General features: G+C 45.6%; 15 protein-coding genes. 6 read left to right on the top strand and 9 right to left on the bottom strand.

Annotated features, from left to right (window positions below):
* Positions 1 to 2 precede the first annotated feature (2 nt).
* The 4 genes from AAE250_RS17475 to AAE250_RS17490 form a co-directional block, all read right to left on the bottom strand.
* A complete protein-coding gene (locus AAE250_RS17475) occupies positions 3 to 1,229 on the bottom strand; it encodes a DUF2264 domain-containing protein (protein ID WP_294601280.1) in 1,227 nt (408 codons plus the stop codon).
* A gap of 87 nt (positions 1,230 to 1,316) precedes the next feature.
* A complete protein-coding gene (locus AAE250_RS17480; protein ID WP_294601279.1) occupies positions 1,317 to 2,486 on the bottom strand; it encodes an Ig-like domain-containing protein in 1,170 nt (389 codons plus the stop codon).
* A gap of 22 nt (positions 2,487 to 2,508) precedes the next feature.
* Positions 2,509 to 4,494 carry a RagB/SusD family nutrient uptake outer membrane protein gene (locus AAE250_RS17485; protein ID WP_342289182.1) on the bottom strand — a complete coding sequence of 662 codons (1,986 nt, stop codon included), beginning with the start codon at positions 4,492 to 4,494 and terminating at the stop codon, positions 2,509 to 2,511.
* A 19-nt stretch (positions 4,495 to 4,513) separates the two neighbouring features.
* A complete protein-coding gene (locus AAE250_RS17490) occupies positions 4,514 to 7,771 on the bottom strand; it encodes a SusC/RagA family TonB-linked outer membrane protein (protein ID WP_294601273.1) in 3,258 nt (1,085 codons plus the stop codon).
* Between the two features lie 235 nt (positions 7,772 to 8,006).
* Between AAE250_RS17490 and AAE250_RS17495 the strand changes: the two genes are divergently transcribed.
* On the top strand, positions 8,007 to 10,175 hold the full coding sequence (locus AAE250_RS17495; RefSeq protein ID WP_294601271.1) for a polysaccharide lyase 8 family protein: 2,169 nt from the start codon (positions 8,007 to 8,009) through the stop codon (positions 10,173 to 10,175).
* 59 nt (positions 10,176 to 10,234) lie between these two features.
* A complete protein-coding gene (locus tag AAE250_RS17500; RefSeq protein ID WP_294601269.1) occupies positions 10,235 to 10,807 on the top strand; it encodes an FKBP-type peptidyl-prolyl cis-trans isomerase in 573 nt (190 codons plus the stop codon).
* 92 nt (positions 10,808 to 10,899) lie between these two features.
* Here AAE250_RS17500 and AAE250_RS17505 read toward each other — a convergent pair whose 3' ends face one another.
* The 3 genes from AAE250_RS17505 to AAE250_RS17515 form a co-directional block, all read right to left on the bottom strand.
* Positions 10,900 to 12,180: an L-cysteine desulfidase family protein gene (locus AAE250_RS17505; protein ID WP_294601267.1), complete on the bottom strand. Its 1,281-nt coding sequence runs from the start codon at positions 12,178 to 12,180 to the stop codon at positions 10,900 to 10,902.
* Positions 12,181 to 12,306: 126 nt separating this feature from the next.
* Positions 12,307 to 13,497 (bottom strand): DUF4925 domain-containing protein, encoded by a 1,191-nt coding sequence (locus AAE250_RS17510; protein ID WP_294601265.1) that lies wholly within the window; start codon positions 13,495 to 13,497, stop codon positions 12,307 to 12,309.
* 275 nt (positions 13,498 to 13,772) lie between these two features.
* Positions 13,773 to 14,963: a DUF4925 domain-containing protein gene (locus tag AAE250_RS17515; protein WP_294601264.1), complete on the bottom strand. Its 1,191-nt coding sequence runs from the start codon at positions 14,961 to 14,963 to the stop codon at positions 13,773 to 13,775.
* Between the two features lie 652 nt (positions 14,964 to 15,615).
* Here AAE250_RS17515 and aroC point away from each other — a divergent pair.
* Genes aroC through AAE250_RS17535 form a run of 4 tightly spaced genes read left to right on the top strand, consistent with a single transcriptional unit; the run spans position 15,616 to position 19,702 of the window.
* Complete coding sequence (gene aroC / locus AAE250_RS17520) at positions 15,616 to 16,692, top strand: chorismate synthase (protein ID WP_294601262.1); 1,077 nt, start codon at positions 15,616 to 15,618, stop codon at positions 16,690 to 16,692.
* Between the two features lie 5 nt (positions 16,693 to 16,697).
* On the top strand, positions 16,698 to 18,053 hold the full coding sequence (locus AAE250_RS17525; protein ID WP_294601261.1) for a dipeptidase: 1,356 nt from the start codon (positions 16,698 to 16,700) through the stop codon (positions 18,051 to 18,053).
* 4 nt (positions 18,054 to 18,057) lie between these two features.
* Entirely contained in the window at positions 18,058 to 19,137 is a 1,080-nt protein-coding gene (locus AAE250_RS17530; protein ID WP_294601259.1) for an anhydro-N-acetylmuramic acid kinase, read from the top strand.
* Between the two features lie 7 nt (positions 19,138 to 19,144).
* Positions 19,145 to 19,702, top strand: a complete 558-nt coding sequence (locus AAE250_RS17535) for an NUDIX hydrolase (protein ID WP_294601257.1) — start codon at positions 19,145 to 19,147, stop codon at positions 19,700 to 19,702.
* A gap of 7 nt (positions 19,703 to 19,709) precedes the next feature.
* Here the strand turns inward: AAE250_RS17535 and AAE250_RS17540 are convergent, their stop codons facing one another.
* Both AAE250_RS17540 and scpA read right to left on the bottom strand, forming a co-directional pair.
* A complete protein-coding gene (locus AAE250_RS17540) occupies positions 19,710 to 21,869 on the bottom strand; it encodes a DNA topoisomerase 3 (RefSeq protein WP_294601256.1) in 2,160 nt (719 codons plus the stop codon).
* 117 nt (positions 21,870 to 21,986) lie between these two features.
* Positions 21,987 to 24,131: a methylmalonyl-CoA mutase gene (gene scpA, locus AAE250_RS17545; protein WP_294601254.1), complete on the bottom strand. Its 2,145-nt coding sequence runs from the start codon at positions 24,129 to 24,131 to the stop codon at positions 21,987 to 21,989.

Below are 24,131 nucleotides of genomic sequence, written 5' to 3' on the forward strand. Positions count from 1 at the left end.
TCTTATAAAGCATGGTCGGCCTGCACTGTCTCTCCATTCCAAGCTTTCAAGGAAGTCCACGGAGTAAATTCTTCACTCCAAAACGGATCGGCATCCGGTAAGCCCAACGCAACAAAACCAAATGTGCAAAGGTAGACACTTCCTGTATTAATATAAGATTCGGACATTTCAATCTGGCTTCCGGCAAAGCCAATGCGCAACCAGCCTTGATCGTCATAAGTATGAGGCGCAGCAAACTGCCGCTTAATAACTGCCGACAAAGCACAACGTACCTGAGCCGGTTTGATTGACGATGGCAATTTATGAAGCAATGCAGCATGCCCTAAAGCATGAAACGCACCTGTACGATAAACAATAGAACGACCGATAACCGGATAAGCACCCTCCGGCGAGATCAGTCTCTCCTGCTGCTCGGCATAACGTGAAAAACGTTTCATCTGTACAGGCAGAAAGTCAGCGCCGGATATGTGATGTTTTTCCATCACACGCAAAACTTCCGTCAACAATGGATGAATAACAAAACTATTGTAATAGTCAGCATGATAGTGAGGCCCGTCACCATAAGTAGCATCTCCCAAATACCATTGATCACGAAACATTTCTACTCCATGCAACAGCCGTTCCTGATCGCACTCTCCTGTCAATTCCAATAACGTAGCTTCAATCATCGAAGCAAAAAGCAACCAATTGTTTTGAAATGGCTTGATAGAGCGAGTATGCCTCAACTCAGTCAACAGATTCTCTTTGGCTTGATTATCCAATTTTCCCCAGAGCTGAGTAGGAGCCCGCAATATGCCAAGTGATAAAAAAGCAGCATCTACCAAAGGCTGATAGGGCGTTTTGAAATCCAAATAATCAGGTGAAGACGGATTAACAGCATTAGCAAGCCCCTTCACTGTTAAAGCAATATACTTTTCCCGTAGCTTTCCTTCTTCTGTGTCATCAACTCCGAGTTCCAACCAGGGAGCTATCCCACAAATCGTTCTCCCCACTGCTTCCAAATGAGAGAATTTATGACCACGTTTACTATCCAGAGATTCCTGAGGCATATTGGCGCGCAAAGTCTCATTCGCAAGATTAGTCAAAACGGGATCGGCTATTTGAACGAGAGTATTAACCCATAATTGACGTTCTTCCGATCCGGTAGTCCGGGAAATCTCACCAGCATAAGAATTTACGGAGACTATCAATGCCAGCAAACAAAGTATCAAGTTGTTTTTCAGAGCCATAGTATTATCTATATAAATGTATATTTATCAAGAAGGGAAATCTCATAATAAGATTTCCCTCCAAAGTTATCAATTTTACAGAAATATTTATCTGTTATAAACAAATATCTGCAAATCTCCTACAGAGACATTACCGGTTTCGGAATAATCCCAATCGGTCTTTCCATCTCTCAAATGCCCCTTGATGAAGGTGATTCTGATGTACTGAGCTTCAATAGGATCAACGGGGAATAATTGATAATCCTCTACTTTCAAAGGTTCCGTGACGAATTCACCCAAATCGGTCCATGCATCACCTTCTGCCTTCTTAGCTTCCATCTTGAAGGTATGGCATTGCAGATGAGAATAATTCAAACTACGATGTCTGTAGCCCAACTGGCCGAACTTAATAACCTGGCCCAAATCAATATCCAGATAGCAAACCGGATCATAGATGGGACGAGTCTGAATGTCGGGACACCAGAACGTAGAATTCTTATCATCAAACAGATTCTTCATATCGCCTTCCTTAGTACCCAAATTGGAAGAATACTTCCAACTATCTGCTGAGAACGGGAAGCCAACATACATCGGAGCTTCAGCAGCAACCTTCACTCTGCAAGTGGCCGTCTGCTTACCTCTATCATTAGCCGTTACCGTGATTTCGGTAGTTTGTCCCACTGTTCCTACGATCGTAATCAAACCATTCTGATCGACCGTTGCCACAGTCTCATCTGCCGAAGAGTAAGAAACGCCCTTATCGGTAGCATTGCTCGGATTAAGAGTCACATACTGAGCCAAATCAAAGGTTTTGCCATGCTCTTCTTCAACACTTTGTCCGGCAGACTGGATAGTGATGCTGGAAACAAGCACTACATTGCTGACTACTCTGACCGGATATCTGACAAATGTACCCGAACCATCGTCTACCCGCACAATAATCGTATCCGTGCCCAGCGGAGAAGGGATGGCACCTGTAGCGGGCGTTGTCAACTTAGGAGTAATCAAACCGTCGGCGCTCAAATCAATGGCACCGGTCGGCTCACCTGCAAAGTGGTAGCTGATGGCATTTTTTCTTGCACTCTCAGGCATAATGAACGGCTTCAGTTGTAAAGGCTGTCCTTCTGTCACAACTACACCGAAGATATCGCTTTCGAGATTCGTAGCATTTTCAACCGTAATGTTCACAGCCTTGCCGAAGTCATCGTCATCGCTGCAACCTGCAAACAGTGCCCCGAACGAAAGCATTCCTGCTAATAAGTATATATTCTTTTTCATAATCTTACGCTATATTTATCGGTTATCTATTAATGTCTTTCCAACCCGGATTCTGTTTCAACTGCGGATTCAGAAGCATCTCGTTCAAAGGTATCGGATAATAGTAACGTTTGTCGTCCCAGGGGCGTACACCTTTGATAACAGTAGTGGATGTAGGCCAAGGAATAATGAAACCTTCTTCATCTACACGTACCTGATTGCCTACCTCACCGATAGGAACTGTAACCTTGAACGGATAGTCCTTGTATGTTTCATCGTTACGGTTCTTGCTGTACAACTCAATCTTTTCCGGAGTCATCTTCATACCTCTTACGGGAACAGTAAACAACTTACCGGCTTTCCATCTCATCAAATCTTCGTAACGCATGCCTTCCATCATGGTTTCCACACGGCGTTCACGTCTGATTTCACGGATAATCGGAGATACTGAGTAATCCAGTTTCTCGGCATAGATAGCATCCAAACGCGGATCGGCAGGAATATTGGACAAAGTCAGTCTGGCATTGGGATATTTAACAAAGTCAAATCCGGCTCTTTCACGCAAAGCATTGATCGTAATATCCAAATCTTCATTAGTGATTTCACCTAATTCAGCTCTGGCTTCTGCATAGATCAGCAACAATTCTCCATAACGGAACATGTGGGCTGTCTGTACACCGTTGGGATTAGCTTCCCATTCAGAATAGTCGGGCATCCAGTGCTTGATAAAGCGGTAACCGGTTACTGTAGAGTTATAGTGCTTCATCGGAGAACCACCGCCGGTATCGTAAATAATCATCGGATAAATCACACCGGTTTCTTCCAGACCGTATGTATTATCATCCATATCGAAAATAGAAGCATATTCACCCGGTTTGCAAACTGTTTGTCTCAGACGAGGGTCACGGTTATCCAATTCTTCCCACATACCGTCATATCCCTTGAACAAAGGATTCACAGTGTAGTTACCTTCACTACCTGCAAGGTAGATAGGACGTCCGTCTTCGCACAGATAATCTTCGATCATGCACAAGGGAGCTCCCATACAGTAGCGTGTGTGGTTGTTCATTCCCCAGTAACGCGGATTGTCATGTCCCAGTTTTACACCGTCATATACACGTGCCAGAATGGTTTCCTCGTTACCTTCCGTTTCAGGACTTCCTTTCTGTATGAACATGCGCCAATAGCCGTCGCCGTCGGCATTTTTGAAAAGACGATATCTGTTTTTATCAATAATCTTCTTGGCAGCATCACGGCTCATCTTTAAGAGGTCATTGGCTGAAGACTGCAGATTCAATTCAGTATGATATTTCCGGAAAGTTCCTTCGAACAGACAGAAACGGGATTTCAGGAACAAGGCCATATCCTGATTGATATGTCCGCAAGAGTTATCATTGTCTTCCAGATTAGCGATTGCAAAATCAAAGCATTCCAGAATCTTTTCGACCAACTCCGTACGCGGCATACGGGGACCGTACATTTCAGGAGAAGCAGTATCCAGTTCTTTATCCAACCAAGGTACTTCACCCAAAGCCACCAACTTGATGTAGTAGTCCCATGCCTTGAAGAAATAAGCCTGAGCGGCATATCCTTTCAAAGTTTCCGGATCACCAACTTCACCATAATGATTCAGGAAGTAATTCACTTTACGAAGTTTCATCCATTGCCAGGGTGAGTCCATGTTTTTGGAAGCCGTATTCGGAGTATCATAAGTACCACCCAACTTGCTGTCAATACCACCTGCATAGACCGTATTGTCGCTGAATGCATCTCCGAAAATAATCTGGCTACCGGCCTTCACTGCCAAGAAACCTTTATCGTGTGAAGTATTATTGGTTCCGCCAATACCATGTCCATACACATAGTATCTGTATATACCGTCTAAGTATAGTTGCAAATCGGCCTCTTTCGTAAAGAAGGTACCGTCTGCCATTTTATCTATCGGATCTCGCTGCATGAAGTCATCGTTGCAAGACGACAAGACTGCCACCAAGGTCACGAGTAAAGTTATAATTGAATATTTTTTCATAATCTATTGATTTAAAGAATTAAAATCCTACTTGAATACCTACACTGAATGTCCGTTTGGGAGGATATGCGTCAGACAGATAGTCTGCATCATAATACTTGGGTACATCTGAGATTGTAAACAAGTTATAACCAGCTATATTCAGTCTCAGTTTCTCAACTCCAATCTTGTTGATCAATGATTTCGGGAAACTGTAGCCCAGAATCACTTGTTTCAGCTTAATATAGGAAGCATCCAGCAGATAGCCTGTCTGAGTATAGCTACCCACGCCCGAACCGTACATCGGGAATTTGGCGTTCGTTCTTTCCGGAGTCCATGAATCATTGTATGTCTCCCATGAACCGGCTCCATTGCCCCAATAACTTGAAGTAGAAGCCAACCAATAATCTCTCTTACCTACGCCTTGGAACATCAAATCCAAGTCGAATCCTTTGTATTGGAAGTTGGCAGTAATGTTGTAGCGATAGCGCGGCGCATTGTTTCCGATTATCTTTCTGTCACCCGGATCGTCTACAGTATTTAAACCACTGGTAATAACACCGTCATTATCCAAATCTTTATACCATACATATCCCGGATAAGCCTGTCCGCCTTTGAAATACGGTCCATGATACAACGGCTTGCCATTGGCACCTACACCGTCGAAATCGCCTTCCTGAAGAATACCACCGGTTACGTATCCCCAGATATCTCCTACAGTATATCCTTTATACAGACTACCATCACCGAGTTTGTTAGTCGGATTGGAGGGGTAGCTTACAACTTCTGCCTTGTCATCGGAAAGTGCAACACCTACACTGTAGCTAAGTCCGTTAGCCAGTCTGTCCGACCATTTTGCTTGAAGTTCAAAGCCCGTAGTTTTCAATACACCTGCATTTTCATAAGGCAGGTCGTTGTCACCAATCAATGCCGGATAATCTTTTCCACCCGGAATCAAGATGTCGGTTACTTTTCTTTCAAAGATATCGGCACTAAACGTCAAGCGGTTTTTCAAGAAAGTAAAGTCAAAACCAAGGTTCTTGGTCGTTGATTTCTCCCAAGTCAGGTTAGGATTCACCAACGAAGGAGTAGAGATACCTGTGGGATAACGTGTTCCGTCGAACAAGAAATATCCTTCTACCAAGTTGAAAACAGACTGGTACGGATACTCGGAACTTGGCTGGCTACCCAAACGTCCCCATGAAGCTCTGATCTTGAAGTTGTCCAGCCATTCTCTAGACCATTCCATGAATTTTTCATCCGAAACTCTCCATCCCAAAGATACAGTGGGGAAGAATTGGAAACGTGAATCTTTCGGGAACTTAGAACTACCGTCATAACGGGCATCCGCCTCAATCAAGTATTTACCCATGTAATTGTACATGATACGACCGAACAACGCGCGTGCCGAAACTTCAGAGTGAGAGTTTGAGGAAGTATTAGCCGTAACATCTTCTACCAAGCTGGGGTTTAGGATATACGGGTCGAGCATCTTCTCCAATGAAATGGAAGAGCCGGCATAACTTTCTTCTTCCTGGTTAATACCGAGCAATGCAGAGAAGTTGTGCTTCTCGTTGAAAGTCTGGTTGTAGTCGGCATATACGTTGATAGAATACTTATCCGTTGAAGAACGTTCTACATAGCCATCATTCTGTGTTGCCCAACGATACTCAAGAGCAGTCCATGAATTATTGACACGTCCCTGCTTCGGGTGCGTCTTCTCTCTTTGATAAGTAGTCGGAGTAACAGAGAGGTCTGCCTTTATTTTCAGAATCTTGGGCAAGATGATAAATTCCGGACTGATAGAAAGGATAGTCTTACGTCTGGAAGTAATATTACGACCTCCAGCATACAAGTAGCTCACCGGGTTTTCTGTTACATGGTTGGGCAGAGGATCGTCCGGACCCGTCAACACCGGTTGGTAAATGTAGTTCTCCGGATAGTAGGATTTAGCATACGACCAGAGGTTAGAACCATCTGTCTGCTGCGTCGGTCCTTCATAATCAAATACGTTGTATGAAGCCTTGGCGGCTACGTTAAACCAATTGGTCACTTTGGCATTCACACTCAACATAGCATTGTATCTTTTCAGCTTGTCGGTCTTGATTTCATACATACCCTTTTGGTCTTGCATACCCAAAGAGATGTAATAACTGATTCTTTCACCACCACCGCTGATAGAAAGATTGTGCTTCTGAGTCGGAGTCCAGTCTTTCACCAATTCTTCATAAGGACGTGTATTACCTACCCACTGAATGGCACTACCTTCCATATAGTAAGGTTTATTGTTTACAGGATCTTTCATGTAGGCCATCATGCCGTTCATCATATCCTTATCGTGCTGGGTGTATTCGGAAATTTCACCAGTCCATAATCTTTTGTCTGCCCCGGCTTTATAAATATAATAGGAGTCCAGGATATCAGGCAATTCATAAGGTTGGTCGAAAGCCAAATTGTAAGAGTATTCGATTTTTGCTTTCTGCTTGTAATTTCCACCTTTGGTAGTAACCAAAATTACACCGAAAGTAGCTCTTGTACCATAAATAGCGGCGGCAGAAGCATCTTTCAAGAACGACATATTATCGATATCGTTCGGATTCAGCTGGTTCAAGTCTTCAGAACTGATTTCTACACCATCCAGCAAAATCAGCGGAGAACCGGAAACGACATCGAACTTGTTCTTGTCGTCATTGGATGTACCTCTCTGGCGGAATGTCGTAGCACCACGGATATTCAAGGAAGGTACTTTATTGGGGTCACCACCAGCAATGCTGACGTTCAAACCCGGAACCATACCTTGCAGCGCTTGTCCGATATTGGCAACCGGACGGTTTTCCAAAGTTTCTGCCCCAACGGAAGCTACGGAAGCAGTCAAGTTTCCTTTCTTTTGAGATTGGAAACCGATTACTACCACTTCATCAATCATTTTGGAGTCTTCGGATAAGGTAACATTAATAACTTTCTGATTGCCGACGGTTACTTCTTTAGTAGTATATCCCACGAAAGAGAATGTCAGTACACTCTTGCTTCCGGGTACAGATACACTGTAATTACCGTCAATGTCCGTAATAGCTCCGGTACCAGCCCCTTTTACCATTACTGTAACTCCAATCATCGGTTCGCCATTAGTGTCTTTTACAACACCCGTAACCTGCAGTTGCTGGTCAACACCCATTACAACATCCGAAGCGGCACGTACCGTTTGGGATATTCCTGCAGAAAAAAAGAATAAGCATAGGAAAAGCATCAAGTATTGATGTTTGTTCCAACTTCTAATTAACATTTTTGCATCTTTCATAATGTTTAAATTAAAATTAACGCCGCAAATCTATGGGTATTAAAATATTATGGTTTACTGTTTTAGATTTTTCTTTTGCTCAAATTCAGCAACAGAAGATAACACGCTATAAATCAAGCAACAACAACTATATGATATATTAAAAAACAAAAGCCGGACACACTAAATTCCAATATATATTAGCTAAGATTTGAATAAAAAGAGATACCTTCGCAGGCATAAACAGATTATACTTATGAAAAATTACATTTTACCTATCCTCATTTTTTTGCTCATGACGTGTAGTGTTGTCCGGGCAAATTCAAGCACTTCCTCCATCTCAAAAGCAGAAAGCAACGAATTTGAACTGCTAATGAAAAAAATCAGGCAAGACTTTGCTTCCAACCCTGCACCTGAGAAAATAGAGGAAGAGCTAAAAAACTACAATGATGTCGATGGTTCCTTTACCGACGTAGACTATGCCAGTATACAACGCACCAACTGGCCGCCGCTTGCACATGTAGACCGTCTTTATGATTTTGCATTTGCCTATACCAACCCTCAAAACAAATATTACGAAGACGAAAGCCTGTTCGACAAAATAGAGAAAGGGCTTGAATACTGGCACGAACGAAACCCTTGGTGCCACAACTGGTGGTATAACCAAATAGCCGAACCCCAAAGACTGGGCGTCCTGCTCATACAAATGCGTACGGGCAAGAAGCAACTTTCCACAGAGTTGGAAAGCAAGTTGCTGGAACGTATCAAAAAAGATGGCGGAGATCCGGCCAAATGGACCGGAGCCAATCGTACGGACATTGCCCTCCACTGGATATACCGTGCTTGCCTCTCGCAAAACGAAGCAGACCTGGAAACAGCTCTCGAAAATGTCTACAGCCCCATTGTCTATACGACTAAAGAAGGTTTCCAATACGACAACAGCTATTTCCAACATGGACAGCAACTGTACATCGGCGGATATGGGGACGAAATTCTGAAAGGTATCACACAAGTTGCCATGTATACCAAAGGAACCCGATACGCTATACCACAGGAGAAATTAGCCCTGCTGAGCAAATTCATGCGCGAAACATACTATGCTACCATACGCGGGCAGTACATGTTGTTCGATGTCCTGGGGAGAGGTGTGAGCCGCCCCGGGGTCACCAACAAGTCGCATACAGCACTATTCGCCAAGCGCATGGCAGAGTTGGACACTGAGCATGCCGATGAATTCAGAGCCATCATCGCCCGTCTGGAAGGCAGAGAGTCTGCCGGATATGCCCTGCAACCCAGGCACACTCACTACTTCCGCGGAGACTATACCCTGCATGTACGCCCCGGCTATACGTTCGATGTACGGATGGTATCCAACCGCACAGCACGCTGCGAGTACGGAAACGGTGAGAACCTGAAAACCTACTTCATGTCCGACGGTTGCACCAATATCGTCACCGCAGGCAATGAATACGCCGATATCTTCCCCGTATGGAACTGGACACGCATTCCCGGCGTAACTGCCCCCCAACTGGAAGAAATCCCCCAGGCAGCCAGCGACTGGCAGACTCCCGGTACATCGACCTTTGCCGGTGGAGTGTCCGACAGCGTTTATGGCGTTTCCACCTATTCTTATATGGATACTTACGCAGACATCCAGACCGGTGCCCGAAAAGCCTGGTTCTTCTTCGACGACGAAGTGGTCTGTCTCGGCGCAGGCATCCGTTCTTCATCGGCCAAGGAAATAAACACCACCATCAACCAATGCTTATCAGTCCCGGAAAGCAAGATACTTGTCCGTGCTGACAAGAAACAAGCTGTCATAGAGAATGGGAACTTCGTCTATAATTCTCCCGAATGGATATTGCACAACGATATCGCCTATCTGTTTCCCAACGGTGGAAAAGTATTTGTATCCAGACAAAAACAAAGCGGTAACTGGTACGATATCAATCAAACCGCCTCCAAAGAGATGCAGCAGAAAGATGTCTTCAGCCTCGGCTTCGACCACGGTCAGCAACCATCGGATGCGACTTATGCCTACATTGTAGCTCCCGGAAAAAGTACGATTGAAGAGATAGAAAAGTACAGAAACCAAAGCTGTATAGAGATTTTGATGAATACGGCAGACCTGCAAGTCGTCAGAAACAAGAAATCAGGAATTCTTGGAATAGTATTCTACCATGCAGGGGAGTTCAATCATCAGGACATTCGTGTGACAGTGGATAAAGCCTGCGTCCTCATGATTAAGAGCGACGATGCCCGCACAGCCCGCCTGCACATTGCAGATCCGGGACAGACAGAGGCTGATATACAAGTCAGTATCCAGTTGCCTGCCCGGTCCAAAGAAACAAAAACCATCCGTTGTTGTTTCAAGGATAACGGCATTTATGCCGGAGCAACAAAAGCATACGATATTCAATTTTAATTCGTATCTTTGCCGCTCACGAAAGTGAGGAAACCAATTTATTAATAAAATAAGATTTAATGGAAACAGTAGAAAACAAGTACATCACCGTAGCATATAAGCTGTACTCAATAGAAAACGGGGAAAAAGATTTCGAAGAAGAAGCACCCGCTGAACATCCTTTCCAATTCATCTCCGGATTGGGAATGACTCTGGAAGCTTTTGAAAACGAAGTGAAGGATCTGAATCAGGGCGATAAGTTCGACTTCACCATCTCTGCAGCAGAGGCTTACGGTGAATATGACGACGATCATGTTATCGACCTCCCCAAAGATATCTTCATCATAGAAGGAGAGTTCGACAGCGAGCGCGTTGTAGAAGGTGCTGTTATCCCCTTGATGACCTCGGAAGGTCAACGCATCAACGGAAGCGTGGTAGAAGTGAAAGAAGACGTTGTGGTAATGGATATGAACCATCCTTTGGCCGGCTGCGATCTGAACTTCACCGGTGAAATCGTAGAGAGCCGCCCGGCAACCAACGAGGAACTGGCAGAAGTAGCACGCATGATGAGCGGTGGCGGTTGCAGCTGTGGCTGCGATGACTGCGGCGACGGATGCGGCGACCACGAATGTGGAGGCGGATGCTGTCACTAAACAATGAAAAGTAAAGAATGAAAAACGAAGGGCTGCGCAATGTTCACTTGAACCGCGCAGCCCTTCGTTTTTCATTCTTAATTTTTAATTCACTACTTGCTCGTCATTATTTCCAGCACCAGCTTATCCGTTTCATTCATTCCTTTAGAACCGATTTTGGTCAGGTTACGGATGCTTTGGTCCACATCTTCGTCAATGATTCCTTCTACGGAAGTGACACAACGGTTTTCCATTGCCATGATGGCAGAAAGGACTGCGGTAGAGACGCCGGTGGTTACTTTCAAGGCGCAACTGGGTTTGGCACCGTCGCAAATCATGCCGGTAAGGTTGGCAATCATATTTTGCACGGCATAGGCTATCTGTTCGTAAGTACCTCCCATCAGCCAGGTAATGCCGCAACTGGAACCGGTGGCAGCAACGACGCAGCCACACAAAGCCGACAATCGTCCCAAGCTTTGTTTAATGTAAATCACCGTCAGATGGCTCATCATCAGTGCACGGATCAGTTCTTCTTCCGACTTTCCGTTTTCTTGGGCATAAACCAAGACGGGTAGAGTAGCTGAAATACCTTGGTTGCCACTGCCTGAGTTACTCATCACCGGAATCATGGCGCCTGCCATACGGGCATCACAAGCACCGGAAGTGTAAGAAAGGATATGGGAAAATATGCTGTCACCCAATATTTCATGTTCATAGCTACCGCGCAATATCTTGCCCAAACCATGACCGTAGTTACCTTCAAAAGAACGCTCTGCAGCAGCCTTGTTCAAGCGTGCTGTTTCAAGGATAAAGCGGATTTCATCTAATGGGGCAGTCAAGGCAAAATCATAGACCTTACGTAAACTCAGTTCCAAGGTATTCTCTTTTTCCTCGGAGCAGGTGGCTGTTTGCTTGTTCAGCAATACCTCTTCATTGCGTGCTATATATATAAAGGTAGTATGTCCGCCTGCTATGACGGCAGTAGCTTTATCCTCTCCGGCTTCACAGCATACTTCAATATAAAGTTTCTCCTCAATATTATCTTTCAGCGATATCTGAATGCGTTTTTCATCAATGAAGCGTTTGCCTTCTTCCACCGCAGCGGGATTACTGTCTTTCAACACCTCTAATTGGTATTCCGATTTTCCAATCAATGCGCCCAATGCCACAGCAATAGGCAGTCCTATCATACCCGTTCCCGGAATACCTACTCCCATTGCATTTTTCAGGATATTGGCACTCAGAAGCACTGTTATCTTCTCCGGACGCTTAGCTAATACTTCTGCAGCTTTTGCCACACACAGTGCCACCGCGATAGGCTCTGTACAGCCAATTGCAGGTATTACCTCGCATTTCACCAAGGCAATAATCTGTTGTCGTTCTGTTTCTGTCATTGCATAATTCTATTAATAACTGCAAAAATAGGAAATAGTTTTGTATTTAGCTGCGTGTTTAAAAAGAAAAACGAGGATGCAGTTTACAAAAAGCTACATCCTCGCTTCTATAATCAGAACGAGATATTATTCTGCAGAATGAAAGTTCAAGCCCAATTCCATGTTCGTTGTACCAGCTACAACACCCGGTAATTGTTCAAGCATGCCCACTACAACACCAGCAAACATAGCAAAATCAGGATTGGAATTTACAGACTCCATAATAGTGGCAAGGAGTTCTTCGTCCTTCAGCAATGGCAGGAGCATAGTTAGCAATTGCACGCCCAAATCTTTCTCAAGATATACTGACAATCTACCATTTTCATTTACAAAGTATCCTAATGGGATTCCATTATAAACCATCGGGAGAAGTTCCATTAACTGAGGAAGAATAGTAGAAATATCCACCTTGGTTGAAGGTTGATTACCAACAACGGTAGCCAAGATAGCATCGACATTCAAATACAGATAAATCTTACCATCCTTCACACTGTACTGTACAAGATTCAACGGAGATTGCTTCCATACGGGATTAGCAAGGTTAGCTGCCTCGGAATAGGAAGCCTGAATGTTTCCGTCAGCTCTGAAAGTTACATTTTTCAATAAAGCTGTCATGACGCCTTGAAGAGCCAACTTCTTATCTTCAGCGACTGGAATTAATTCCATCACACTCATCACTGCCAGCAAGCCACCCGGTTCCATCTCCACAGGAAAGCCCATGCCGAGCAAGTCCAACTCGAAATTTTTATTTGAGTCCCATACCGTACGAATAGGGAATACATCTCCATAAGGATCATAAGAATAGAGTTCCCAAGTGCCAACCAAATCATTAGCTATAGTCACATTCAACTGAAGAACCAACTTTCCAGCTTCTACTGAGCCCTCGAATTCAATAGTACGACTCGTATTTTCATCTTTTCCCTTAAAAGTATAACCGGTTCCTCCTACCGGATTCAAAATGACATCCAAAGTAGTAGACGGTTCACCCGGAATTACACCGGAACCTGCCGATGAAGCAGCATTCATCTTAGTCAAAGAAGTAGCTACTCCTTTCAGAACAATAGTAGCAGTTTTCCCATCGGTCGTATTAAAAGTAGCGCTTTTTCCCAACATTGGTTCACCGCTATACAACAACTGTAACTGATTAGAGGCATCAGTCGAAGTATAAGTTGCATTTACCTCATCTTTAGGAAACTTAGAATCATCATCATCGCTACAAGCAGTGAACAAACTCATTGAACAGACCAATGCAAATACATAAAATAAATTCTTTCTCATAAAAGTTTTATATTTAAATTAAAAAACATGCAAATTAATAGCTTTATTTTTATCTGCAAAAGGTCTAAAATTTGATTTCTCCCAAAATTTATGTTACAAATTTAAGATGAGAAAGATATTATAGAAAGGGATTTGAAATAAGAGAAGTATAAACACAAAGGTAAATATATAACAAGACTGCCTCAAAATGAGCCGAATTCTAAAAGCTTTTTGACTAACTTTAGAGATGGATCATTTCGAGGCAGCCCCGTCTTATCTAATTTTGAATAGAATATTTATTCCGGCTTAACAAAGTTCAAGCCTAATTCCATTTTAGTAGTACCTGCTGCAACTGTTGGCAATTGCTCAAAGATAGCTTGTGTAACACCTGCAAATGCTGCAAAAGCAGGATTAGAGTTCACCGATTCCATTATCTCAGCAAGGACTTCTTCGTTTTGCAATAACGGCAAGAACATATTTATCAGCTGCATGCCTAATTCTTTCTCAATGTATACCCCCAATGTACCATTCTCACTTATAGAATATCCCAATGGGATTCCACTATAAACCATCGGAAGAAGTTGCATTAATTGAGGAAGAATAGTAGTAATATCCATTCTGGTTGATTTATTTCCAGCAACGGTTGCTAAAATCGCATCAACATTCAGCAATAGATAAATCTTACCGTCTTTTACGTAATATTGAGCAATATTCAGCGGAGATTTCTTCCACACTGGGTTTCCGAGATTAGCAGCCTCAGAATAAGAAGCCTGGATATTTCCGTCAGCCTTGAAGGTTACATCTTTTAATAAAGATGAGATAGCTTCCTGAAGATTCATATCTCCATCGTTGAGCAAACCAATTGCACTCATAAAAGTCATCAATTCGCCCGGATGCATTTCTGTTATCATTCCCATGCCAAATAAATCCAACTGGAATTTTTTAGAAGATTCCCATGTCAAACGAAGCGGGTGCACAGTGTTAGTAGGAGTAGAATCATAAGGATAGAGATTCCAAGTACCAATCAAGTTATTATTAGGCATCGTAACATTCAACTGAAGAGTCAGCTTTCCTTTTTCTACTGCACCTTCGTATGCAACGGTACGTCCATTCGTTTCGTCCGTTCCTTTAAAAGTATAACCAGTTTCGCCCACCGGCTCCAAATTCACATTCAAAGTAGTAGTAGCTTCACCCGGAATCACACCAGAACCTGCCGATGAGGCAGCGGGCATCTTGGTCAAAGAAACAGCTACGCCTTCCAAAACGATAGTAGCAGTTTTCCCATCAGTAGTATTGAAAGTAGCGCTTTTTCCCAACATCGGTTCACCGCTATACAACAACTGCAGCTGATTAGAGGCATCAGTTGACTTGTAAGTTGCGTTCACTTCATCTTTCGGAAACTTCGGAGTGTCATCATCATCACTACAAGCAGTAAACAAGCTCACAGAACAGAGCAATGCGAACAAATAAAATAGATTTTTCTTCATACTTTAAAGTATTTGTTTAGTTAATAAAAAGCTCTTCCAAAGAGCCATAAATTTCCCATTTTATATCAAGGGTACAAAGTAACACTTTTTAAAGCTACTGAGCAAGGTCTTCTCTAAAAAAAGAATGTTCTTTTTTTCAGTATTCTTAGTCTATTACAGAACAGATCAACCCCCATAAAATATTTTTAATTAAGCATTTAACCATATACGAAATATCCTTTCTTTCATACCACTATTATATACAGAAAGAACAATCCCAATAGAAAAGCAGATTATTTAAGCATGAAAGTCTGTTCACGCCTTGCGAATATATATTCAAGCCTTGCGAATACATGTTCAAGCACTGCGAATATGTATTCGCAAGGCGCGAACAGAGAATTATTACTAAATAAAAGAACTTTTCTCTATATTCTCCAGACTTTTTCTCTTAATATCGAAGAACTTTTCTCTTTACATCCCGCACACAAAAGATATGCATTACGCAGAGTAGAAAGCTACTACCAAAACGTTAGTTTAACGAGAAAACCACTTTTTATCATATATTCTTAAACGTTTTACGAAAATAAATTGTTACCTTTATAGAGCCAAAACTTCTTTGGTAGAAAAAGCATTGGCACATTAGCCTAATATATAAACCTTTAAAGCATTTGATATGTTCAATTCATTTGGAAATATTCTCCGCCTTACCAGTTTTGGAGAGTCGCATGGTAAAGGCATCGGAGGAGTAATAGATGGATTCCCTGCAGGAATAACCATCGATATGGATTTTGTACAAAAGGAACTTGACCGCCGCCGTCCCGGACAGTCGCGCATCACTACCGCACGAAAGGAAGGCGACAAGGTGGAATTCCTTTCCGGTATCTTCGAAGGCAAATCCACAGGATGCCCGATAGGATTCATCGTATGGAACGAGAACCAACATTCGGACGATTATAATAATCTGAAGGAGATTTACCGTCCTTCGCATGCCGACTATACATATAAGGTAAAATATGGTATCCGCGATCACCGGGGAGGCGGACGCTCGTCTGCCCGCGAAACGATTTCGCGCGTAGTGGCCGGTGCATTGGCTAAATTAGCACTGAAGCAATTGGGCATACACATCACAGCGTACACTTCGCAGGTAGGCCCTATCCGCCTGGAGGAGAATTATACCGCTTACGACCTCGACTTGATTGAAACCAATCCGGTACGTTGTCCCGACCCTGAAAAGGCCAAGGAAATGGAAGAACTTATCTTCAAGATAAAAGGAGAAGGAGACACGATAGGAGGAGTAGTGACATGTGTCGTCAAAGGCTGCCCTATCGGATTGGGGCAACCGGTATTCGGCAAATTGCATGCTGCACTCGGTGCCGCCATGCTCAGTATCAATGCCGCCAAAGCATTTGAGTACGGAGACGGTTTCAAGGGACTGAAGCAGAAAGGTTCGGAACAGAATGATGTATTCTATAACAATAATGGAAGCATCGAAACCCGCACGAACCATTCGGGAGGTATCCAGGGTGGCATCAGCAACGGACAGGATATCTATTTCCGCGTTGCCTTCAAGCCCGTAGCGACCGTATTGATGGAACAACATACGGTGAACATCGACGGCGTAGATACGACCCTGAAAGCCCGTGGCCGCCATGATCCCTGCGTACTGCCACGTGCCGTGCCCATTGTAGAAGCAATGGCAGCCATGACTTTACTCGATTATTATTTGATTGACAGAACGACACAGTTATAATTGCCATGGAAATAAAAAAATACATCGCCGAGAACGAACCCAAGATGCTGGAAGACTTGTTCAGCCTCATCCGTATTCCAAGTATCAGTGCCAAACCGGAACATCATGACGACATGCTGGCATGTGCCGAACGCTGGGCGCAACTACTGCTCGAAGCAGGTGCAGACGAAGCATTGGTAATGCCTTCGAAGGGTAATCCGATTGTCTTTGGACAGAAGATAGTAGACCCCGCCGCCAAAACGGTACTGGTGTATGCCCACTACGACGTGATGCCGGCCGAACCGCTGGAACTCTGGAAGAGCGACCCCTTTGAACCGGAGATACGTGACGGACATATCTGGGCACGCGGCGCAGACGATGACAAAGGGCAATCCTTCATCCAGGTGAAAGCCTTTGAATACCTTGTAAAGAACGAACTGCTGAGAACCAACGTGAAATTCATCTTCGAAGGCGAAGAAGAAATCGGTTCTCCCAGTCTGGAAAGTTTCTGCGAGGAACATAAAGAGTTGCTGAAAGCAGATGTCATCCTGGTATCGGACACCAGCATGCTGGGTGCCGACCTGCCTTCGTTGACTACGGGACTCCGCGGCCTGGCATACTGGGAAATAGAAGTTACCGGCCCCAACCGCGACCTCCATTCCGGTCACTTCGGAGGTGCCGTAGCCAATCCCATCAACGTACTTTGCCAGATTATCAGCCAAGTGACAGATGCAGACGGACGCATCACCGTTCCCGGCTTCTACGACGATGTAGAAGAAGTTCCTCAAGCCGAACGCGATATGATAGCCCACATTCCTTTTGACGAGGAGAAATATAAGAAAGCAATTGACGTAAAGGCATTGTTCGGCGAGAAAGGCTACAGCACACTGGAACGCAACAGCTGCCGTCCTTCTTTCGACGTATGCGGTATATGGGGCGGCTACACGGGCGAAGGCTCCAAGACGGTACTCCCTTCCAAAGCATACGCCAAAGTATCTTGCCGGTTGGTGCCGCATCAGGACCACCATAAGATATCCCAACTATTTGCCGACTACATTCTGAGCATTGCCCCGGATAGCGTACAAGTAAAAGTAACCCCGATGCATGGCGGTCAAGGCTATGTATGCCCCATCAGCCTGCCCGCCTACCAGGCAGCGGAACAAGGTTTCGAGAAGGCATTCGGCAAGAAACCGCTCGCTGTGCGCCGCGGAGGAAGCATCCCCATCATATCCACCTTCGAACAGGTGCTGGGCATCAAAACAGTATTGATGGGCTTCGGACTCGAATCCAACGCAATCCACTCCCCTAACGAGAATATTCCGCTGGATATCTTCCGTAAAGGAATTGAAGCAGTTGTAGAGTTCTACCTTACTTATAAGTAACATCATGACAGACTTCCGAATCCAAGCCATCGGCCTTATGTCCGGCACGTCGCTCGACGGGCTGGACGTATGTTGCTGCACTTTCCACCGGGAAGCCGGCAAATGGTCTTTCCACATAGACTGTGCGAAAGGTTACAGCTATCCGGACGATATGAAACAGATACTCGGCACCGGCGCGCAAGAAATGAGTGCCCTGGAATTTATTACTTTCCATAGTGCATACGGCAAGTTCCTCGGCGAGCGGGTGAACGAGTTCATGCAAGAATTCGGGGTCCGACCTGATATCATCGCTTCCCACGGACATACCATCTTCCACGAACCTCAGAAGAAGATTATGTATCAGATAGGCGACGGTGCCGCTATTGCCGCCGAAACGCGCATACCTACCGTATCGGACTTCCGTCGGCTGGACATCATGCTGGGCGGGCAGGGCGCTCCCCTCGTCCCCATCGGCGACCGGCTGCTTTTTGCCGATTATGACTTCTGCCTGAACATAGGTGGCTTCTCCAATATTTCATTCGAGCAAGAGGGACGGCGTATCGCGTTCGACATCAGCCCGGTGAATTATGTCATCAATCATTATTGCCGGCAGATAGGACTGGAATTTGACCGGGATGGAGAGATTGCCCGACGCGGACACATCTGCCAAGAGTTGCTGGATGAACTGAACAATATGGAGTTTTATCACCAATCCGGCCCGAAATCACTGGGACGCGAATGGGTAGAAACACTGGTTTATCCGATGCTCGAAAGCTATGGATTAAGTCTGGAAGACAGGCTGCGTACTTTCTACGAACATGCAGCCTATCAGGTTTCGAGCGTGATTGCCGCACATCCGACTTCCGGCAGTAACGGCAAACTGCTGATTACCGGCGGCGGCGCTTTCAATAAATTCCTGATAGAACGTATCGGCGCATTATGTCCTTGCGAGATCGTCATACCCGACCGGCAGATTATCGAATACAAAGAAGCACTGATATTCGCCTTCCTCGGTGCACTCTATATGGCAGACGAGCCCGGTTGCCTTGCCTCTGTAACGGGAGCACCGATGGATAACATCGGAGGCATGCTATTCAAAATATAAACCAATTATGGAAAAGTCAAAAGACGCTTGGGAAGTAATATCCAGTGAGTATCTTCACAAAGCTCCCTGGCTCACTGTGCGCAAGGATCATGTGGTGCTGCCGAACGGCAATCATATTCCTTCTTATTATATCCTGGAATATCCCAACTGGGTAAATACCATCGCCATCACCCGCGACGGGCAGTTCGTCTTCATCCGGCAATATCGCCACGGAATACAGGAAACCTCCTACGAACTTTGCGCCGGAGTGTGCGAAGAAGAAGATGCCTCTCCGCTGGTCTCCGCACAGCGGGAACTACTGGAAGAGACCGGCTACGGAAACGGAAGCTGGAAAGAGTACATGCAACTCTCCCCCAACCCGAGTACCCATACCAACATTACCTATTGTTTCCTGGCTACGGATGTAGAGAAAATCTCCGAGCAGCACCTGGAAGATACGGAGAGCCTGACCGTGCATCTGCTTTCCCTGCAAGAAGTAAAGGAATTGTTGCGGCAAGGCGGTATACGCCAAGCATTGATGGCTGCACCGCTTTGGAAGTATATGGCGGAAATGAATAAATTTTAAATGCGAATTATTCGAACGGCTTGCGGAACGTACATCCGGTTTTCCATTCGGAACAACCGTAAGCCGTTTTTCCTTTGATAATCGTACCCTTTCCGCAAAGCGGGCAAGGCTGGCCGACGAGAACATCCGGCTGCTCCGCCTGCACCGTCTCCTTCTTTGCCGCCGGCTTTCTCGGCGCTCTTTTCTTGGGTTCTTTCTTAGGTTTATCACCAGCATCGGCTTTGGCAGATGCAGAAGACTTGCCGGTCTTCTCTTGCACAGCTTCCTGTATCGTAATACGACGGTTGGTATTGTCCGAAAGTACGCTCATTACCACCTCCGAAACCATCTCCTTCAACTCTTCCAGGAACTGCGAAGCGCTGAATGTTCTTTTCTCAATCTCGCGCAATTTCTTCTCCCATTGCCCGGTCAGTTCAGCCGATTTCAGCAGGTCTTCATGAATAAACTGAATCAATTCCACACCGGTGGGCGTGGCTATCAGATTCTTTTTTTCCTTACGTATATAATTCCGCTTGAACAGTGTCTCTATGATAGCAGCACGGGTAGACGGACGCCCGATGCCGTTCTCTTTCAGTGCATCGCGCAATTCGTCATTATCTACCAATTTACCAGCTGTTTCCATCGCACGCAGCAGGGTGGCTTCGGTATACGGGCGGGGCGGCTGTGTCCATTTCTCATTCAAGTTGGGGACGTGCGGGCCACTTTCGCCCTTCACAAATGCCGGGAGTACGTTTTCATCCTCACCTCCCTTTTCATCTTTCTCTTCCTGCGTTTGTGCCGCAGGCGTACCGAAAATGACGCGCCAGCCCGGATCTAATATCTGCTTACCGGTAGTCTTAAATTCTATACCTTCTACCTCGCCCAGCACCGTAGTAGTGGCAAATTTACAATCAGGATAGAACACAGCGATAAAGCGGCGGGCTATCAAGTCGAAGACGCTGCTCTCCATATTGCTCAGTCCCTGCGGATGCTGCCCGGTGGGAATAATGGCATGGTGATCGGTAACCTTTGAATTGTCGAATACCTTTTTCGATTTCAGTAGAGTAGTTCCTTCCAGTGGTGCAGTGTAGACGGCATAGTCCCGCAGTCCTTTCAGAATGCCGGGGCATTTGGGGTAAATATCATCGCTCAGGAAAGTAGTATCGACACGCGGATAAGTAGCTACTTTCTTCTCGTACAACGATTGTATCAACTTGAGCGTCTCGTCGGCAGAATATCCGAACTTCTTGTTACACTCTACCTGCAAGGAAGTCAAGTCGAAGAGGCGAAGCGGGGCTTCTTTCCCGTTCTTCTTACTGACGTCGGTAACGGTGAAAGGGGAATTTTTGATTTGCTCCAATAGTGCAAGTCCCCGTTCCTGGTCTGTAATGGGGTCTATACCCCGGTTTTCTTCTTCTTTCTTCGCGGCGGAGGCAGCCGTAGTTGTTTCTTTTTGCTTTTCGGCTTCCAGTATCAGTTCTTCTTCGCTCTTTCGGAGGATGGCGGAGAAGGTGGTATCACGATATACCGTCTTTAATTCCCAATATTGCTTGGGGACGAAGTTCTGTATCTCCAACTGGCGGTTCACAATCAGCGCCAGCGTCGGAGTTTGCACACGCCCGATGGAAAGCACTTGCTTGTTCTGACCGTATTTCATGGTATAGAGACGGGTCGCATTCATACCAAGCAGCCAGTCGCCGATGGCACGGGACAAGCCAGCTTCATACAGTGGTTGGAAGTCCGAAGAATCGCGTAGCTTTGCAAAACCCTCCCGGATGGCTTCTTCCGTCAGTGACGAAATCCATAGCCGCTTCACAGGGCAGCGGGCACCGGCCTTCTGCATCACCCAGCGCTGTATTAATTCTCCCTCCTGGCCGGCATCACCGCAGTTTATAATCATATCGGCATGCTGCATGAGGTTCTCTATCACATGGAATTGGCGTTCGTAGGTAGGATTACTTATCAGTTTGATGCCGAAGCGGGGCGGTATCATGGGCAGGCTTCCCAAACTCCATGACTTCCAGTTAGGTGTATATTCGTGCGGCTCTTTCAGCGTGCAGAGGTGGCCGAAGGTCCAGGTTACCTGATATCCGTTTCCTTCGATATATCCGTCTCTCTTATCTTTCGCTCCCAATACATCAGCTATGTCACGCGCCACAGAGGGCTTTTCGGCAATACAAACTATCATTTGCTATTCTTCAATTTTATTCGCGGAGCAAAGGTACAAAAAAGAGAGTAATAAAAGAAAAGAGGTTGCCTCAACATCGTCGAGACAACCCCTTTTTATCATTTACCCGATTGGAGATTACTCATCCAACAAGATTTCCAATATCTGGCAAGCAGCCTTTGCCACCGGAGTACCGGGGCCGAAGATGGCAGCTACACCGGCTTTGTAAAGGAAGTCATAGTCCTGTGCGGGGATTACACCACCGGCAATCACTACGATGTCCTCACGTCCCAACTTCTTGAGTTCTTCAATAATCTGCGGAACCAATGTCTTGTGTCCGGCAGCCAGTGAAGAAACACCTACTACGTGAACGTCGTTCTCTACTGCTTCGCGGGCAGCTTCGGCAGGAGTTTGGAACAACGGTCCCATATCTACGTCGAAACCACAGTCGGCATATCCGGTCGCTACAACTTTGGCGCCACGGTCGTGACCGTCCTGACCCATTTTGGCAACCATGATACGGGGCTGACGTCCCTCTTTCTTGGCAAACTTATCACACAACTCACAAGCACGCTTGAAGTCGTCGTCATTTTTACTTTCTGATGAATACACGCCTGATATAGTTCTGATTACTGCTTTATAACGTCCTACAATCTTTTCGCAAGCATACGAGATTTCACCCAGCGTAGCACGAACACGGGCAGCTTCCACTGCGAGTTCCAACAAGTTGCCCTTGCCGGTCTTCACGCATTCGGTGATAGCTTCCAATGCCTTGTCCACCTCTGCCTGGTTACGTCCTTCTTTCAGACGCTTCAGGTTCTCGATCTGCTCCATACGAACAGCCGTGTTGTCGATTTCAAGGATATCGATCGGAGCTTCTTTCTCCAGACGATACTTGTTCACACCTACGATAGTCTGAGAACCGGAGTCGATACGTGCCTGTGTACGTGCAGCAGCTTCTTCGATACGCATCTTAGGAATACCGGTTTCGATAGCTTTCGCCATACCACCCAGCTTTTCAACTTCCTGAATCAGCTCCCAAGCCTTGTGAGCCAGTTCGTTAGTCAGAGACTCTACGTAGTAAGAACCACCCCATGGGTCAACGTTCTTGCAGATGTAAGTTTCTTCCTGAATATAAATCTGAGTGTTACGTGCGATACGTGCGGAGAAGTCCGTCGGCAAAGCAATAGCCTCATCAAGTGCATTGGTGTGCAGAGACTGGGTGTGTCCCAGTGCGGCAGCCATAGCCTCGATACAAGTACGACCGATATTGTTGAACGGATCTTGCTCGGTCAGTGACCAGCCGGAAGTCTGGGAGTGCGTACGCAAAGCCAGTGATTTCGGGTTCTTCGGGTTGAACTGCTTCACGATCTTTGCCCACAACATACGCGCGGCACGCATCTTGGCAATCTCCATGAAGTGGTTGGTACCGATAGCCCAGAAGAAGGACAGACGCGGAGCAAAAGCATCGATGTCGATACCTGCGGCAGTACCTGCACGGAGGTATTCCAGACCGTCAGCCAGCGTGTAAGCCAACTCGATATCTGCCGTAGCACCTGCTTCCTGCATGTGGTAACCGGAGATAGAGATAGAGTTGAACTTCGGCATCTTCTGAGAAGTATATTCAAAGATATCAGAGATAATCTTCATAGAGAATGCAGGCGGGTAAATATAAGTATTACGCACCATGAATTCTTTCAGGATATCGTTCTGGATAGTACCGGCCATTTCTTCCAGCTTGGCACCTTGTTCCAGACCGGCATTGATATAGAATGCCAGAACCGGAAGTACCGCGCCGTTCATTGTCATAGACACGGACATCTTGTTCAAGGGAATACCATCGAAAAGAACCTTCATGTTTTCCAGAGAGCAGATAGATACACCCGCCTTACCAACGTCGCCCACTACACGTTCGTGGTCGGGGTCGTAGCCACGGTGCGTAGCCAAGTCGAATGCTACGGACAAACCTTTCTGACCGGAAGCCAGGTTACGGCGATAGAATGCGTTGGATTCCTCAGCAGTAGAGAAACCTGCATACTGGCGGATAGTCCAGGGACGCAACGTGTACATCACCGAGTACGGACCACGCAAATAAGGAGGAAGACCGGCAGCATAACCCAGGTGTTCCATTCCTTCGAGGTCTTCTTTTGTATAAACAGGCTTCACTTCAATGTGTTCCGGCGTTTTCCAATCAGCATGGATGCCGTTAGCCTTTTGCCACTCAGCACCGTTGACGGGCTGGAAAGCAGCATATATATCTAAGTTTTTAAAATCTTTTCTCAT

It is taken from the genome of Bacteroides sp. GD17, assembly GCF_038448625.1.
Classification (GTDB): Bacteria; Bacteroidota; Bacteroidia; order Bacteroidales; family Bacteroidaceae; genus Bacteroides.